General features: G+C 47.0%; 16 protein-coding genes. 1 reads left to right on the top strand and 15 read right to left on the bottom strand.

Translation table 11 applies throughout. From position 1 onward, the window contains the following. Positions 1–12: 12 nt before the first annotated feature. The 10 genes from flhA to NL626_RS14505 form a co-directional block, all read right to left on the bottom strand. Positions 13–2,112, bottom strand: a complete 2,100-nt coding sequence (flhA, locus tag NL626_RS14550) for a flagellar biosynthesis protein FlhA (RefSeq protein ID WP_253657474.1) — start codon at positions 2,110–2,112, stop codon at positions 13–15. A 210-nt stretch (positions 2,113–2,322) separates the two neighbouring features. Beyond that, a complete protein-coding gene (gene flhB, locus NL626_RS14545; RefSeq protein WP_005380490.1) occupies positions 2,323–3,453 on the bottom strand; it encodes a flagellar biosynthesis protein FlhB in 1,131 nt (376 codons plus the stop codon). Between the two features lie 3 nt (positions 3,454–3,456). Further along, positions 3,457–4,239: a flagellar biosynthetic protein FliR gene (gene fliR, locus NL626_RS14540; RefSeq protein ID WP_005384463.1), complete on the bottom strand. Its 783-nt coding sequence runs from the start codon at positions 4,237–4,239 to the stop codon at positions 3,457–3,459. Between the two features lie 8 nt (positions 4,240–4,247). After that, positions 4,248–4,517 carry a flagellar biosynthesis protein FliQ gene (fliQ, locus tag NL626_RS14535; protein ID WP_005380488.1) on the bottom strand — a complete coding sequence of 90 codons (270 nt, stop codon included), beginning with the start codon at positions 4,515–4,517 and terminating at the stop codon, positions 4,248–4,250. A 24-nt stretch (positions 4,518–4,541) separates the two neighbouring features. After that, positions 4,542–5,411, bottom strand: coding sequence for a flagellar type III secretion system pore protein FliP (gene fliP, locus NL626_RS14530; protein ID WP_005380487.1), 870 nt, complete (start codon positions 5,409–5,411; stop codon positions 4,542–4,544). Further along, positions 5,398–5,811, bottom strand: coding sequence for a flagellar biosynthetic protein FliO (gene fliO, locus NL626_RS14525; protein WP_025767169.1), 414 nt, complete (start codon positions 5,809–5,811; stop codon positions 5,398–5,400). The genes fliP and fliO overlap by 14 nt, the downstream gene beginning before the upstream one ends. 1 nt (position 5,812) lies before the next feature. Continuing rightward, positions 5,813–6,223 carry a flagellar motor switch protein FliN gene (gene fliN / locus NL626_RS14520; protein WP_005380479.1) on the bottom strand — a complete coding sequence of 137 codons (411 nt, stop codon included), beginning with the start codon at positions 6,221–6,223 and terminating at the stop codon, positions 5,813–5,815. Between the two features lie 58 nt (positions 6,224–6,281). After that, positions 6,282–7,328 (bottom strand): flagellar motor switch protein FliM, encoded by a 1,047-nt coding sequence (gene fliM / locus NL626_RS14515; RefSeq protein WP_005380478.1) that lies wholly within the window; start codon positions 7,326–7,328, stop codon positions 6,282–6,284. A gap of 7 nt (positions 7,329–7,335) precedes the next feature. Next, positions 7,336–7,839: a flagellar basal body-associated protein FliL gene (fliL, locus tag NL626_RS14510; RefSeq protein ID WP_005380477.1), complete on the bottom strand. Its 504-nt coding sequence runs from the start codon at positions 7,837–7,839 to the stop codon at positions 7,336–7,338. Positions 7,840–7,924: 85 nt separating this feature from the next. Next, the gene (locus NL626_RS14505) at positions 7,925–9,796 is read right to left on the bottom strand and encodes a flagellar hook-length control protein FliK (RefSeq protein WP_253657469.1); all 1,872 of its coding nucleotides are present in this window, start codon (positions 9,794–9,796) and stop codon (positions 7,925–7,927) included. A 280-nt stretch (positions 9,797–10,076) separates the two neighbouring features. On the opposite strand from NL626_RS14505, the gene NL626_RS14500 reads away from it, so the two are divergent. Continuing rightward, entirely contained in the window at positions 10,077–10,391 is a 315-nt protein-coding gene (locus NL626_RS14500; protein ID WP_033907108.1) for an NIPSNAP family protein, read from the top strand. A gap of 40 nt (positions 10,392–10,431) precedes the next feature. Here NL626_RS14500 and fliJ read toward each other — a convergent pair whose 3' ends face one another. The 5 genes from fliJ to fliF form a co-directional block, all read right to left on the bottom strand. After that, on the bottom strand, positions 10,432–10,875 hold the full coding sequence (gene fliJ, locus NL626_RS14495) for a flagellar export protein FliJ (protein WP_005380474.1): 444 nt from the start codon (positions 10,873–10,875) through the stop codon (positions 10,432–10,434). Between the two features lie 6 nt (positions 10,876–10,881). Further along, positions 10,882–12,201: a flagellar protein export ATPase FliI gene (gene fliI / locus NL626_RS14490; RefSeq protein WP_213901782.1), complete on the bottom strand. Its 1,320-nt coding sequence runs from the start codon at positions 12,199–12,201 to the stop codon at positions 10,882–10,884. A gap of 3 nt (positions 12,202–12,204) precedes the next feature. Beyond that, positions 12,205–13,005, bottom strand: coding sequence for a flagellar assembly protein FliH (gene fliH / locus NL626_RS14485; RefSeq protein ID WP_005394317.1), 801 nt, complete (start codon positions 13,003–13,005; stop codon positions 12,205–12,207). A gap of 71 nt (positions 13,006–13,076) precedes the next feature. Further along, positions 13,077–14,132 carry a flagellar motor switch protein FliG gene (fliG, locus tag NL626_RS14480; protein ID WP_005380470.1) on the bottom strand — a complete coding sequence of 352 codons (1,056 nt, stop codon included), beginning with the start codon at positions 14,130–14,132 and terminating at the stop codon, positions 13,077–13,079. Beyond that, positions 14,125–15,867, bottom strand: coding sequence for a flagellar basal-body MS-ring/collar protein FliF (gene fliF, locus NL626_RS14475; protein ID WP_005380462.1), 1,743 nt, complete (start codon positions 15,865–15,867; stop codon positions 14,125–14,127). The genes fliG and fliF overlap by 8 nt, the downstream gene beginning before the upstream one ends. Between the last annotated feature and the right edge of the window lie 4 nt (positions 15,868–15,871).

Here is a 15,871-nt window from a genome sequence, read left to right as displayed (position 1 = left end):
TGATGCGTGAGATCAGTTACCCACGGCTTGCACAATTCTGATCTGTTTTTCATCCGGGATTTCTTGGTAAGACAGTACCCGGAGATTAGGTATTGTGTTCTTCACAAATTTCGCCAACGTCGAGCGTAATACACCAGAAGTAAGCAGAACGGCAGGTTCGCCTTTCAGTTCTTGTTCCTGTGTCGCTTGGCTTAGTGAAGATTGCAATCGCTCAGCGAGTCCCGGTTCAATCCCCGCGGATTCGCCTCCTGATGCTTGCATAGTTTGATGCAATATTTGTTCCAGTTCGGGGGTCAAAGTAATCACTGGTAACTCAGGCTCTATACCATTGATTTCTTGAACAATTAGACGTTTAAGACTAATTCGAACTGCTGCCGTCAATATGTCAGCTTCTTGACTCTTACTTGAGTACTCAGCCAAAGTTTGAACAATCGTGCGAATATCGCGGATTGGAATGGCCTCGTTTAACAAGTTTTGTAGGACTTTCACCACCACACCTAATGGTAATTGGTCAGGAACAAAGTTCTCGACCAACTTAGGCGCGCTGCGTCCTAACATTTCTAATAAATTCTCTACTTCTTCATGACCAATTAGCTGTGACGCGTTGTTGGTCAATAGCTGGCTCAGGTGCGTCGCTAATACCGTTGATGAATCAACAACCGTATAACCCAGAGCCTGCGCGTGCTCACGCTGATCTTCTCGGATCCATACGGCTTCCAGTCCAAAAGCAGGGTCAATGGTTGGCTCACCATCAATCATGCCATACACCTGACCTGGGTTAATCGCTAGCTCTTGATCCGGACGAATCTCTGCTTCGCCCACCGCAACCCCCATCAATGTAATTCGGTAACTGTTTGGGGTCAGCTCAAGATTGTCACGAATATGAACCGCTGGAATTAGGAACCCAAAATCTTGCGATAACTTTTTACGCACGCCTTTTACGCGCTCTAACAGTTCCCCACCTTGGTCTCTGTCCACCAAAGGGATTAAGCGATAACCGACTTCCAAGCCAATAATATCGACTGGCTGGACGTCATCCCAAGACAGTTCGCGCTGTGAGGAAGGTTCTGTACCTTCGTCTGCTGTTGCTGGTAAAGCGGGCTCTTTCGCTTTCTGCTTCTGCCGTTTGTCGATGAAATATGCCGCTGCACCGGCCGCGACTGCCAGGCTCAAAAACGCAAAGTGTGGCATGCCCGGTACGATGCCCATCACACCAAGAATAGCCGCAGTAATCATCAGCGCTTTTGGGTTGTCGAACATCTGGAAGACCAGTTGTTCCCCCATGTCTTCATCGGTGTTTTGGCGCGTCACCATCATTGCCGCTGCAATCGACAGCAATAGCGATGGGATTTGTGCGACCAAACCATCACCGATTGTCAGTAAGGTATAGATTTCAATCGCTTCACCGAAACCCAATCCATACTGCGCCATACCGATCGACAGACCGCCGACGATGTTGATAAACAGAATCAAAATACCGGCAATCGCGTCACCTTTTACGAACTTCGAGGCACCATCCATCGAGCCATAGAAATCCGCTTCTTTGGTCACTTCAAAACGACGAACTCTTGCCTGCTCTTGGTCTATCAATCCGGCATTCAAGTCGGCATCAATCGCCATTTGCTTACCCGGCAACGCATCAAGCGTAAAGCGAGCACTTACCTCAGAGATACGACCCGCACCTTTGGTCACCACCATAAAGTTGATGATCATTAAGATGAGGAAAACCACTAGGCCGACCGCGTAGTTACCACCAATAACGACGTTACCGAACGCCTCAATTACGTTACCTGCCGCATTACCGCCTTCATGACCATGCAGTAAGACGACACGAGTCGAGGCAACGTTCAAAGCCAAGCGGAGCAACGTGGCGATCAGCAATACCGTTGGAAAAGCAGCGAAGTCCAAAGGGCGACGTGTGTAAACGGTCACTAACAACACCACCATCGACAGCGCGATGTTAAAGGTGAAGAACATATCCAGCAAAAATGCTGGAATCGGCAGTACCACCATCGCTAGGGTGGCCAAAACCATCACCGGAGCACCAATAGCTGGCATTTCACGTTGAGGGATTCGTGGCAATTTATCTGCAAACGGCAGGCTTAACTTCATACTGCGAGAGATCTCAATCGATTGAAGCGTCACGTAAGCTCTTACTATTAATACGCGACCGCTTTAGCCTAAAAGTTTAGGTAGGGTTGATAATTAAAGCGTTTTAAGCAATCTATGTACCATAATTAGCGCCAAAATAATGACTAAACACTCAAATAGAGCTTAGCTTTTGATCAAACGAGCTTTTTTAAGGCTTTACCGCTTTTCGTATCAATGACGGTGCTCGGGCGGGATTGGCAAATCATAATCTTGAATTTTCGGGCGCTGTCCACCTCGTTTTCGGTATTGCTTCAATTGGAATACAAATGCCAAAACCTGAGCGACGGCAGTAAATAACCCATCGGGGATCTCTTGCTCGAGCTCTGTCGTGTGGTACAACGCACGAGCCAAAGGTGGTGCGGGCACAATCGTAATGTCATGTTCGCGTGCGACTTCTCGAATCTTCATCGCCATGTGGTCAGTACCTTTAGCGATCACGACTGGCGCACGGTCTGTCTTCTGCTTATAACGAAGCGCTACCGAGAAGTGCTCTGGGTTAGTAACAATAACATCAGCTTGAGGAACATCCGCCATCATTCGACGTTGAGCCGCTTCCCTTTGCAACATACGAATACGGCCTTTCACTTCCGGCTTACCTTCAGTCTCTTTGTATTCGTCTTTGACTTCTTGCTTGGTCATTTTTAACTGATCAGCGTGCTGCCAGATTTGAAATGGAATATCGATGGCAACCACAATCAATAGCGAGCAACTGATCAGCAAAATAAAGTTCAGCAAAATATCTAAAGCATGGAAGATGTTTTGCGGATACACATCCATGCTCAATTGAATCAGATCGGCCTGTGATGCTTGGATCAAATAGATGGCGACACCGGTGACCAGAACCACTTTAAGGATTGATTTGATCAACTCTACCCAGCTTTGCATTCCAACCATTCGCTTTAAGCCGCTAAGCGGATTCATTTTCGACAGCTTGGGCATGGCTGCTTGGGCAGAAAAACTGATTCCTCCCACACCTGCTGCTCCAATCATGGCGGCGGTAAACAATGTCGCTAACACCAAAAATAGTGGGAACAACAAATCACTCATCGCGCCCAAAGCGATATCAAACAGTTTTGCAGTATCGAAAATCTCTTCTCGTTGAAGATCAAATAAACGGCTCATGATGGAAAACAATGAACGTGCTAACGCCTCTCCAAACCACATCAATGAAATGGCGCCAACGATCAGCACAGATGCTGATGCGAGCTCTTTAGATCGAGCGACCTGCCCCTTTTCTCTGGCTTGTTGTAACCGTCGAGGCGTGGCTTCTTCGGTGCGTTCCTGACCGTCTGATTCTGCCAAATCTTAGCACTCCAAGCGAATAAGCCGACAAATCTGCGCCTCACCCACTGTCCAGAACATTTCATAATGACTGTATAGACCAGCCAGTATGTACCAACAAAGTAATAGACCCACCATCAAAGCAAAAGCAAAACCAAGCGAGAAGATATTCAGCTGTGGTGCGGCACGGGTCATTACACCAAACGACAAGTTAATGGTCAGTAGCGCAATAATGCCAGATAGAGACATACTCAGTGCCGTTTGGAACATAATACCAAGCCAGCCTGCCATTTCACGGAAATCAACCGCGTTGAGCGAGCCGGAGCCAATCGGCAAAGTTTTAAAACTGAACACCACCAATTGCAGCATTTTTAAGTGTCCATCGGTGGCAAGGAAAAACATTGTCGTTAAGAACATGAATAACTGGCCAAGCAATGGCGTGTTCTGACCATTTGCGGGATCAACCATAGAAGCAAAGCCCAAACTTGATTGCATACCCAATATTTGACCAAGTAGGACAAAGGTTTGAATCATAAATTGAGTAACCATACCCATCGCTATGCCGATGATCATTTGCTCGGCAATGGTCATGAAGCCACGAAACGAGAGTAGCTCAATGTCTTGAGGTACGGCGGGGATGGCTGGCATGACAGCGAAAGTGATGGCTAAACCGAGGTAAAGGCGGATTCTTGGCGAAACAAATCGGGCCCCGGTTACTGTCATCACCATCAACATGGATGAGATACGAACATAGGGCCAGAAGTAGTTTGCGATCCAATCTAAGACAACGCTAGTGGGGTACTCCATAGGCGCCTCTAATAAAGCACCTGAGGTAAGCGTTCAATCAAGCCATAGAAATATTCCATCAACATTTGCGTCATCCAATGCCCAAACAGCATCAGGGCCAAAAGCGTGACAATCAAACGCGGTAGGAAGCTCAATGTTTGTTCGTTGATGGATGTCGCAGCTTGAAAAATCGCGACTACAAGGCCGATAAGCAAGCTTGGGATGATAATAGCGCAGACCATGATAAGCACCATCCAAAGTGCTTCACGGAAAAGCTCGACAAACATTTCTGGTGTCATGTCTTATCCTCTATCTGCGCTTATCTAAAGGGCAAAGCTGCCCGCAAGTGTCGAGAGTATCAAGTTCCAACCATCGACCAATACGAACAACATCAACTTGAACGGCAACGAAACAATCATTGGTGACAACATCATCATACCCATTGCCATCAGTACCGAAGCGACTACAAGGTCAATAATCAAAAACGGCAAGAAGAGCATAAAGCCAATTTGGAATGCAGTTTTTAGCTCTGAGGTGATAAAAGCCGGAATCAACACCGCCATCGACACATCTTCTGGATTCTCGACTTGCTCTCCTGACATGGTTACGAACGTCTCCAAATCTTTGATTCGGGTCTGCTTAAGCATAAATGCTTTCATTGGCGCTTGTGCAGCATCAAACGCTTCTCGCGCCGTGACTTGCTCGTTCAAATAAGGCTGAACAGCTTTGTCGTTGATTTCGTTCAGGACAGGAGACATAACAAAAAAGGTCAAAAACAGCGCAATACCAATAATAACCTGATTAGAAGGCGTTTGTTGCAAACCCATTGCCTGACGCAATATCGACATCACCACCACAATTCGAGTGAACGAGGTCATCAGAATCACCATGGCAGGCAAGAAGCCAAGCATGGTCATTAACGCTAAAATTTGTAGTGTAACCGAGTAGTCTTCACTGCCATCAGGGTTCGTGGTCATGGTGAATGCTGGAATACCACCGCCACTAGAAACGGACATAGCACGGCTAGCACCAGTATCACTTTGCATAGCCTGAACTGTAACACTACTTCCATCGGCTAAGTTATCTGGCAGCGCTGACTCCTCTGCTTCAGCAAAGGTAAATGAAGAAAACAGCACGCCGACAAAAAGTAACAACGTACTCAGGAGCAAACGAATTGGATTACCCTTTGTCATGTTTTTTGATCAGCTGGCTAAATTGAGTCGCAAAAGCATTGGTCGCCAACTCTTCCTCTTTCAGTGGCTTATCTAACTTGGCTAAAGTTTGGATCGATTGGCTAGTAATCCCAACCAAAAACTGTTCTTCACCCACTTGAACTACTGCGATTCTTTCTTTTGTACCCACTGGCAACTGACTCACTATACGCAAGCCCTTTTGTTGTCCCATCGCTGGCACTTGCATACGTTTCAGCAACCAAGCCAGCAAAAGAATCACGCCGATTACAAGCACAAGCGAGCCAAGTGTCGTCGCAAGATCCAGATTATTTGGTGCGGCAGCAAATGCACAAGGAGCACTTAGCATTAAGCTCAGTGCTCCAGTGATTTGCTTCAATCGCATTTTGATTGAACGACTCATCTTAACGCAGCTTCTTAATTCGTTCAGTTTGGCTGATCACATCCGTCAAACGGATACCAAACTTATCGTTGACGACCACGACTTCGCCGTGAGCAATCAAAGTACCGTTAACCAATACGTCGAGCGACTCACCGGCTAAACGATCCAACTCAACAACCGAACCTTGGTTAAGCTGCAACAGGTTCCGAATGCTAATTTGAGAACGACCGACTTCCATCGAAATCGTCACCGGGATATCCATAATAGTGTCGAGTTTACGACGCTCATCTTCGCTAATTGGGCTTGAAGTGTCTTTTAGCTCTTCCAGTGGCGCAGCCAATACTTCATCTACGTCTACAGAAGGGGCAGACGGGTCTTCGCCAAGAGCGGCTGCCCATTCGTCTGCTAGCTTTTGATCGTCACTTGGTTCCATTTTTCTATCCTGTGTTACGCCTTACTCATGCCATAGCATGTCTATTTAATAAGGTATCTTAATGGTCTATATCGTCTTCACTCTCAAGCTCGGACATGATGTCTTTACCTAAGAAAGCTAAATCTGTTTTGACGACATGTGGGCGCTCAATTTCCTCAGAAATTTGCACCGCTAATTTGTCTTCCGATCGACCCATTTTTACGCGATAGGTCGGTAGGTCTTCTACAAACATCGTCGCATGTTCTGGCATTTCAATCGGGATGATATCGCCCGGTTGCAGCTCCATGAGATCACGCAAAGAAATGTCTTTTTCGAGCAAGTTCACGCGGAAGTTAACCGGACAATCCATGATCTCTTCACGTAGTGCTGAGCTCCAGCGAACGTCCGTTTCCATCTTGTCGGACTGAACACCTGCATCCAATAGTTCACGGATAGGCTCAACCATGGAGTAAGGCATAACGACATGAAAATCGCCGCCACCGCCGTCAACTTCTATATGGAATGAACTCACGACAATCACTTCTGTCGGGCTGACAATGTTTGCCATGCTTGGGTTTACTTCAGAGTCGAGATATTCGAACTCTACCCCCATCACTGGCGACCACGCTTCTTTATAATCTTCAAATACAATTTTCAGTAACAACTGAATGATGCGGCGTTCCGTTGGGGTAAATTCGCGGCCTTCGATTTTGGCGTGGAATCGACCATCACCGCCAAAGAAGTTTTCTACCAGAATAAAGACTAAACGAGCCTCCATGGTGATCAACGCAGTGCCTTTTAACGGACGAAAACGCACCATGTTCAAACTGGTTGGCACGTACAATGTGTTCTGGTATTCACCAAACTTCATCATCTGCACGCCATTGATCGACACCTCTGCCGTTTTACGCAGCATATTAAACAGACTAATACGCATGTGCCGTGCAAAGCGCTCGTTGATAAGTTCGAGCGTCGGCATTCGACCACGTACGATTCTGTCTTGCGACGAGAAATCAAAATTGACGGCACCCTCAGTGTCGTTTTCTATCGGTTCATCGACGTCATCAACATCGTCAACCCCATGCAATAGCGCATCAATTTCGTCTTGGCTTAATAGATCGGTCACGTTTTACCTATTGAATAACAAAATCTGTAAACAGTACTTTTTCAATCACTGGCTTACCGACCGCAGCATTCAGCGCTGCTTTGATATCTTCGGAAGCACGATCGCGCAATTCCACTCGTCCTGTAGGAGAGCGCAATTGATCAACCGTCGCGGAAGCAAACGTTGATAGCATAGAGCTTTCAATCAGTGGCGAATGATACCGCGCCAACTCTTCATTTTCTGCACCGCGAACCATTAACTGCGCTTTAATTTGAACCAACCTATCGCGGCTATCCCCAGTAACGTTAAATACAAATGCCTGAGGAAGATTCACATACGCGATGGGCGCAGCATCCGATGCCTTCACTTGAGCCTGTTGAGACGATTCAGCCTGAGCAGGTTCATCAGAGCCCATTAGAAAAAATGCCGCTGCCCCGCCACCAAGTAGTAATACTACAACAGCGATGATGATGATAAGTAACTTGCTTTTTCCTTTCGGCGCATCGGCCCCTTGTAACTGTTCTTCTGCCATTCTTGTCTCTTATTGTTCTTTTGAGTTACCAAGACGTTTTAGTAAGTTGCTTGGTAACCGTATTCCATTGCCGTTAAACGGCCTTTTATGCGTAAAAACTAATTCCATCACGCTTTGAAGCGACATTCAAATCCAGATTGACATCAGATTCAAAACCCTCTTCGGACTGTCCAGAAAAACCGCCACTTTGCGCGCTTTGACCATGTTGTTCAGCAGTATACCTACCTTGCTGTTGCCCGCTGTTTTGTTGCTGGACGGAAGAATCAGCCAGCTGCATACCTTGTTGCGCTAGCATTTCTCTCAAACGAGGGAGCGTCTGTTCAATAATGTCACGAGCTTGCGGGTTGTTCACTGTAAAATGTACATTGGCAACGTCGTTATTCATGGTCATACGAATTTGCATACGACCTAACTCTGGTGGATCAAGACGAATATCGAGATTTTTCAGATTCTTCGACATCATCATTTGCACTTTTTCCGCAACTTGCTCGTTAGCTAGCTCTTTAGTTAGTTGCAACGGAAGCTGAGCTTGTTGTGCAGCATCAATACGCGCTTGTTGCTGCACATTAATTCCTTGCTGACCTGCCATAGCCTGAAGCTGTCCAGCGAAGCCATGTTGGAGGTCCGGCTTATCTTGTTTATCCGCAGTCGCCTTTAGCGCACCAGTCGCCAATGCTGCGTTCATCACTTTCTGGCTAATCTCTCCGTCTTTCACACCCTGAAGCGACGTCGGCACTTGCGCGGCTATCAACATATCGGGCGTTGGAGATAATGCGACTTTATCTCCACTATGAGCAGTTTGTGGCTGGGGTACTTGAGCCGCTGTATGCTGGATTTGCTGAGACACTGCCATAGGTCCAGCCTGGCGAGTTAAATTATGTTGTACTTGTTGCTCTGCGAGAATCTGTTTAATGTCATTAGGGAGCGCAACAAATTGGGCAAGGTCTTGATCAGGAATATCCGCCGTGATCCTTCCTTGTTTCAACCCTTCAATGATCTGAGCTTCTTGCTGAGTCAGTGCTTTTCCTTGCGCCAACTTGGTATCTATAATTTCAAGTTCATCCAAGGAGACTCGTGGAAGCGCGTCGATGTTGGAACCATCAACGTCTGTTAACAACGGCGACAGATCATTAGCTACTTCACCACTGACTGCGCTCTTAGCCGTCGGATGGCTGGCTTGTTTCGCTAGCTCTTGCCAAGCAGCAAACTCAGGCGAAAGTTTGTCGACATCGATAGGTTGACCATTCTTATCTAAAATTGGCTCTAAGTCTTGTCCTGGGATCATCTGTGCTTGTTCAAGCGAATGAACTGATGGCGTTTCATTCAAAGCCAGCTCATCAAGGTGTGTCGAAACGGTTGCTTGCTCGTGGAACGAATGCACTAAATTCGCGCTCTGAGGCAAAACTTTGCCACTATCGATGGATGCATTACTCGCATTCAGGGTTTGATTCGCTTGTTCAATTCGACCAAGAAGCTGTTGTCCTTCGCCCATCGTGCTTTTTACGTCCACTGTATTTGATGGGTTGCTCGTATCGATTGATGTTGATTTCACTTTTTCAATAGCTTCAACATCATTCTCCAAAGGTGTGCTGTTACTCGCCTTTTGTAAACTTGCTTCTTCACTTAAGGTTGCATTCGGTTTGTTTGCTGATATTTCATCAAAACCATGGGTCTCGTCACTGACGGATCCTTGGCTTTCTTGCGCCAACAATTCGTCCGAGACGTTAGCAGAAGAAGTACTGCCTACATCCGCTCTTTCTTTTTCTTCAACCACTGTCGATTCTGTTGCTACTTTTTCGGGCTTTTGTTTACCAGCAAACGCATCGGTTAACGTTTCTAAAAATCCCTTGCTCTCAGTGCTCTCAGTGCTCTCAGTGCTCTCTGCGGACGCTTTAGCGGACACATCAGAAACTGGCGTCTTGGTAGTCGCAGATACATGGGACAAATTCACACTCATTTAGAAACTCTCGTTCTCGTGGCTCTGAGTATATCGCTGGCAGGCAGCAATACTGGCGGCAAACTAAGGTCAAAAAGACCCGACACTGACAGCTAAAATGCAAAAATCACACCACAATATTGGGCCAATTCTCGGCAAGCTAATAGATGGCATGTTTATGGAACAAACATCAACAATACTATCCGATAACCTGGTTCCTAACATGATGTACAGCTACTTGATTGACTTTGAAAAACGATAAGCGTAAACAGACACTTGGCTTAACAATTAAGGAATCACTTTGAAGATCACAGAATTACGCCAATATAGAATCAGAGCAGGCAAAACAGAACAGTGGCTAAGTTGGATGAAGGAAGAACTGTTGCCCTATCAACGCTCACAAGGCATGCGTGTACTGAATACTTACGTCCACACTGGTGATGATGGACATGACTATTTTGTTTGGCTTCGAGAGTTCGACAATGAACAAGCACGCCAGGCTCTCTACGAAAAAACATACAACGAGTGGTGGGTTCGCGAGATTCGACCGAAGGTATTTGAGCTAATTGAACAAGACTCAATCAAAGTTACCTTACTTGAAACGGTAGAGATGTAGTCAACTGCAACACCGTAATGCAATATCGAACCGATAACCTTTAGAAACGATGTGGTTTTCGACTGTAAAGTAAGGTGGAAAACTCGTCCATTTGCTTTTGTTCGCGCTTAGCTTCAGCAAGTTGTTTCTCTTTTTCGCGTTTGTCTATCATCCACTCATAGGATTTGCGTTCTTTACGCACGGTTAACCAATATTCTTTACAGTTTTCAACCTGCTCTTTGAAATGACTTTCTGCTTGCTTTTGCTTAGATAAAGTTTCATCTAGCTGGGTAAGGAATCGATTTAAGTGTCCATATTGACTTGCCGTTAGGCCCGCCTGACCACGGTCGACGAGTTGCTGGCAATAATCAAGCCGATACTTTTCAATTTGTTCAACCTGACGGTAATAATCTTCGAGTTCAGAACGCGCTTTGTTCAGTGCAAGCACAGCTTGGTCTTCACGATCCTTAGTTTGCTCAAGTAGAAACTCCATCGCATTATTCATGCGCTATCACCCACCCAAAATGTTTCTAAGCATATTGACGCACATATCGTATGGCACCGATTCTTTCATGCTCTGCCGCAAGTATTCGTCTAACTTCGGTTTCAAAGTAAATGCGCCATCAATAGCAGGATCGGTACCCGGTTTGTACGCTCCAATCGAGACCAAATCTTGATTCTTGCGACAAATAGACAAGACCTGTCGCACCGCTTTTGACATCAAAACGTGCTCTTCAGTCGTGATTTGCGGCATAACACGGCTCACCGACTTCTCGACATCAATCGCCGGATAATGGCCTGCATCCGCCATTTCACGAGAAAGTACAATATGGCCATCAAGAATGGCTCGCGATGCGTCCGCTATCGGATCTTGCAAATCATCCCCTTCGGTCAACACGGTAAAGAACGCCGTAATCGAGCCTTGTTCGGCACTTCCATTACCCGCTCGCTCAACCAGCGCTGGCAGCTTGGCAAATACAGAAGGCGGGTAGCCTTTCGTCGCTGGCGGCTCACCAACAGAAAGTGCGATTTCACGCTGTGCTTGTGCAAAACGAGTCAACGAGTCCATCAATAGCAGAACATCTAACCCTTGGTCCCGGAAGTATTCAGCAATCGTTAATGCCGTTTGGCACCCCTTTAAGCGCATTAGAGGTGAAGCATCGGCAGGCGCCGCGACCACCACTGAGCGGCGACGACCGTCCTCACCCAAGATCTCTTCGATGAACTCTTTAACTTCACGTCCACGCTCACCTATCAGGCCGACGACCACAACCTGTGCGGTGGTGCCTCGCGTCATCATGCCAAGCGTGACCGATTTACCCACACCAGAACCTGCAAACAGACCGATACGCTGACCTTTACCAACCGTCAACAAACCATTGATGGCTTTTAGGCCAACATCGAGCGGTTCAGAAATTGGTTTTCGAGCCAACGGGTTGATTGGTTCGGCATTAAAAGAGGCACGGTGATCGGTATACAAAGGGCCAAGTCCATCAAGTGGATTCCCAACCCCGTCTATCACGCGCCCAAGTAACTCCATGCCGACAGGCAAACCAGCGTCACTGGTTAAAGGGGTGACTCTCGCGCCAGGTAAAATGCCCGTAATTTGTTCGCTTGGCATTAAAAATAGGTTGTCACCTGAAAAGCCGACAACCTCGGCTTCCATCTGACCTGACATGGTTTCCACTAAGCATAAACTGCCAATTGGTGCGCGACAGCCGGTTGCTTCCAACGTTAACCCAACCACACGCACCAGTTTGCCAGAGGCGACAGGGCGCGTCGTAAGGCCTTCAACTTTGTAGCTTTTTAAGCGGTCAGCGAGTGCTTGCATGGATTACTCACCCTCTTGATGACGGTTTGCGCCACAAAAGCTGTGCAATACGCTTTTGACGCGTTCTTCCATGCGATAATTAATGCTTGATTCACCGGCTTCAATCTGGACGTCACCTCGATTTAGCGATGGCTCAGCAACTAACGTCCAGTTGCGACAATTAAGGTCTTCTTCACCATAAGCTGAACGAATAATCGCGACATCTTCTGGATTCAGGTGCAAGGTAATAGGGTGGCCTGATATTGGTAGCGCTTCAACCGACTGCTTCACTGTATCTAAAATAATTTGAGGGTTGGTTTGTACTTCAACGTGCACCACTTCTTTAACTAAACAGAGCACCATATCCACCAGCTGCTTTTCAACCTGAGCATTCATCAACTCCAAAGGTTGAGCAAACTGATTGGCCAAGTTCATAAAAGTTTCAACTTGCTGCTGAATGTATTCTTGCCCTGCAGTTACCCCTTCAGCTTTTCCGAGCTCGAGACCTTCAGCATGGCCGGCTTGCAACCCTTCTTCTTTACCTTTGTCGTAACCTTGCTTAAAGCCAGCTTCCTGACCTTGATGTAAGCCTTCTTGATAAGCACCTTGCTTAATCAGTTCAATTTGCTCTTCGGTTAGCGCAAGTGGCTGCTCTTCTTCAGGCTCATCAAAATTCGGCACCCATCCCGGGTCATAGTTGAACGCGGTTTGTTTTGCTTGTTTGGCTTTAGGCTCGCCATAATCAGGCAGCCCCCAACGTTGAGGTTCGATCATCGAATCATCTTCATCAGGACGGATAAATCCACGTTTTCTATCGCCAGCCATGGGTTACCTATTGTGTGTTCGATTAAGAAGTGAGGGTGCTCCGCAATAGGATAATTGCGAAGCAATAGAAATTATAAGAATTCGTCAGCACCGCCAGATAGCATGAGCTCACCAGCATCCGCCATTCGACGGGCAATTGCTAAGATTTCTTTCTGAGCGGCTTCTACATCTGCCACTCGTACTGGCGGCATCGCTTCTATGTCATCACGCATCATATCAGCAGCACGTTTAGACATATTCTTGAAGACTTTCTCACGTAACGAGTCATCTGCACCTTTGAGTGCTTTTTGCAACACGTCTTGTGGTACGTCACGCAGCAACTTCTGAATACCTTGGTCGTCCACTTCGACTAAGTTTTCGAAAACAAACATTAGGTCTTGGATTTGCGTCGCCATGTCTTCGTCCTGATCGCGAATTTGTTCCATCAACAAACCTTCGACGTTGTTGTCTAGGTAGTTCATGATCTCCGCTGCTGCTTTCAGGCCGCCAATTTTGGCTGCTTGTGCACCCGCTTGACCCGCGAACTGTTTCTCCATGATTTCGTTCAGCTCTGCCAATGCTGATGGCTGAACTTCTTCAAGGTTGGCAATACGCATCATCAGATCCAAACGCACGCGCTCAGGGAACTGAGACAAAATCTCTGCAGATTGGTCTGCTTCTAAATAAGACAGTACGATAGTTTGAATCTGTGGGTGTTCATTGACAATAATGCTCGCCACTTGGCGTGGGTCCATCCATTTCAAAGAATCCAAGCCTTTTGAGCCCGTACCAAGTAGGATCTGGTCAACTAAGTTGTTGGCTTTGTCTTCACCAAGAGCGGCAACCAGTGCATTACGCATAAAGTCTTCGCTGCCCATACCAATGTTGGTGTATTTCTGGATATCCTCCAAAAACGCACGATGAACAGCAGATACCTTGTCTTGGCTGAGATCCTTCGCGCGAGCCATCGCACTACCAACACGCTGAACCTGTTTTGGTTCTAGGTGACGGATAATGCCAGCTGCATCTTGTTCATTAAGGCTCAGTAGCAAAATTGCCGCTTTTTCTTCGCCAGTAATGGTTGAAACATCCAGCTCTACTGGCATTCCCGCGGCGTTGTCATCTTGAGGTACGATATCGTTAGCCATTGTCATTCATCCAGTTTTTCACTACTTGAGCAGCCAGTTCAGGTTCATTCGCAACCAGAGCGCGAACCGCTTTCAATACATCTTCATCTTTATGAAGGTTTGGCAAATCAATACTTGAGCCAAACTCGAACAGTTCGCTGCTTTCGATGTCACTGCCAATCAAGCTAGTTTCACCATCCGCACCAATCGGCAAGCCGTCTGGTCCGTACATTTCGTCTTCATCATCGCTGGTAGGGTTAAGCAATTTCTTCATTGCTGGGCGAACCAGAACCAACACAACCACAATAATCACTAATGCACTTGCGAACCAACGAACCCAATCACTGAAGTTAGGGTGCTCCCAAATTGGTGGTTCTTCTAGCTGCTCAGCCTCTGGCTCAGCAAACTTTACACTCAATACATTCAGCAAATCGCCACGGCCTTGATCAAAGCCAACGGTACCAATTAATACTTGGCGAATGGCATTAATTTCAGATTCGGACATTGGGGTATAAGTCACTTCACCCGTATCAGGGTTAACTTGACGACGGTCTTTAATCGCAACAGAAACGGTCTGACGAGCCACCGTCCCGGTCTGCTTTCGCTCGTGGCTGATGGTGGTATCTAGCTCAAAGTTACGCGTGGACTCTTTACGAACTGAACCCTGCCCCATGACAGAACCATCTTTCATTTGAGCCACATCTTGCGGAATTGAGGCATCCGCTGGAGGCTGATTACTCAACGCACCCGGAATACCCGCTACCATGTTACCGTTATTGTAATCTTCGAGTGCGTACTCACTGCGGGTCGCAGGGGTGTTCGGATCAAAGCGTTTGCGAGTTTGTTCAACCGCACTGAAATCCATTTGGATATCAACCTGCGCCGTATAGTTGCCATAACCTAAAATCGGTAATAGTACGGAATCAATTTTTTCGCGCAGCGCTTGCTCTTGGCTGCGTTCTAATTCTTGTTCTTTGCGTCGCGCCGCAGAAGCGGGATCTTGGGAGCCTGAGCTGAGTAAGCGGCCATGCTGATCTGTGACGGTAATTCGAGAAGTTTTCATTCCCGGCACGGCACTCGCTACCATGTCGACAATAGAATCCACTTCTTGCTGCTTAAGGTTCGTGCCTGTCGACAATGTCAAAAATACCGACGCAGACGCTTCTTGGTTATGACGCACAAACACGCTGTGCTTTGGCAGTGCCAATAACACTCGTGCTTTGCGAACTTGCTTCATTTCTTCAATTGCTTGAGCCAATTGGCGCTCTCGACTGAGTTTGAGACGCTCTTGCTCGAGACGTTGTGAAACACCAAAACCCATGTCTTGCAGCAAAATATCATCGCCTGCTTCTGTAGCTTGGTTAACGCCGGAACGAACCATGCCAAGTTTGATCGAGTTGTACTCACTCGATTCAACAGAAACAGTATTGCCATCAAGCTTATAATTGATTTTCTGCTGGTCCAGATAATCCAGAACGGGGATCAATTCTTCGGTCTCATACGCACCAAGTGGGCGCATCTCCGGTTCTTTGACCCAAAAGAACAGCATCACGATCAATGCAACACAGATGGATATCGACAGCACAAGCACAACCTGACGAAGTAAATCGAGGTCGCCCACTGCCATATCGAATTTTGACGCACTGCGCTCTTCTAGATCTGGATTTTGACTCTCCACATCCACATCGGAACTTGCTACCAGTGCACCATCTGAGCCGCCTTCAGTGACGGTTAAATCTGTAGACTTGTCTGCCACACTT

Source organism: Vibrio sp. Y58_MX_L22 (genome assembly GCF_024181865.1).
GTDB classification, from domain to species: Bacteria; Pseudomonadota; Gammaproteobacteria; order Enterobacterales; family Vibrionaceae; genus Vibrio; species Vibrio alginolyticus.
The sequence above is the reverse complement of the archived record's forward strand: the minus strand, read 5'-3'. Positions and strand labels throughout refer to the sequence as shown.

Coding starts and splice junctions, on each gene's coding strand:
- fliN (WP_005380479.1), bottom strand. CDS start 6,223: ATGGAACCAAGTGACGATCAAAAGCTAGCAGACGAATGGGCAGCCGCT.
- fliJ (WP_005380474.1), bottom strand. CDS start 10,875: ATGAATAATGCGATGGAGTTTCTACTTGAGCAAACTAAGGATCGTGAA.
- fliH (WP_005394317.1), bottom strand. CDS start 13,005: ATGGCTGGCGATAGAAAACGTGGATTTATCCGTCCTGATGAAGATGAT.
- fliL (WP_005380477.1), bottom strand. CDS start 7,839: ATGGCAGAAGAACAGTTACAAGGGGCCGATGCGCCGAAAGGAAAAAGC.
- fliI (WP_213901782.1), bottom strand. CDS start 12,201: ATGCAAGCACTCGCTGACCGCTTAAAAAGCTACAAAGTTGAAGGCCTT.
- fliO (WP_025767169.1), bottom strand. CDS start 5,811: ATGAGTCGTTCAATCAAAATGCGATTGAAGCAAATCACTGGAGCACTG.
- fliG (WP_005380470.1), bottom strand. CDS start 14,132: ATGGCTAACGATATCGTACCTCAAGATGACAACGCCGCGGGAATGCCA.
- fliQ (WP_005380488.1), bottom strand. CDS start 4,517: ATGACACCAGAAATGTTTGTCGAGCTTTTCCGTGAAGCACTTTGGATG.
- flhA (WP_253657474.1), bottom strand. CDS start 2,112: ATGAAGTTAAGCCTGCCGTTTGCAGATAAATTGCCACGAATCCCTCAA.
- NL626_RS14505 (WP_253657469.1), bottom strand. CDS start 9,796: ATGAGTGTGAATTTGTCCCATGTATCTGCGACTACCAAGACGCCAGTT.
- fliP (WP_005380487.1), bottom strand. CDS start 5,411: ATGACAAAGGGTAATCCAATTCGTTTGCTCCTGAGTACGTTGTTACTT.
- fliR (WP_005384463.1), bottom strand. CDS start 4,239: ATGGAGTACCCCACTAGCGTTGTCTTAGATTGGATCGCAAACTACTTC.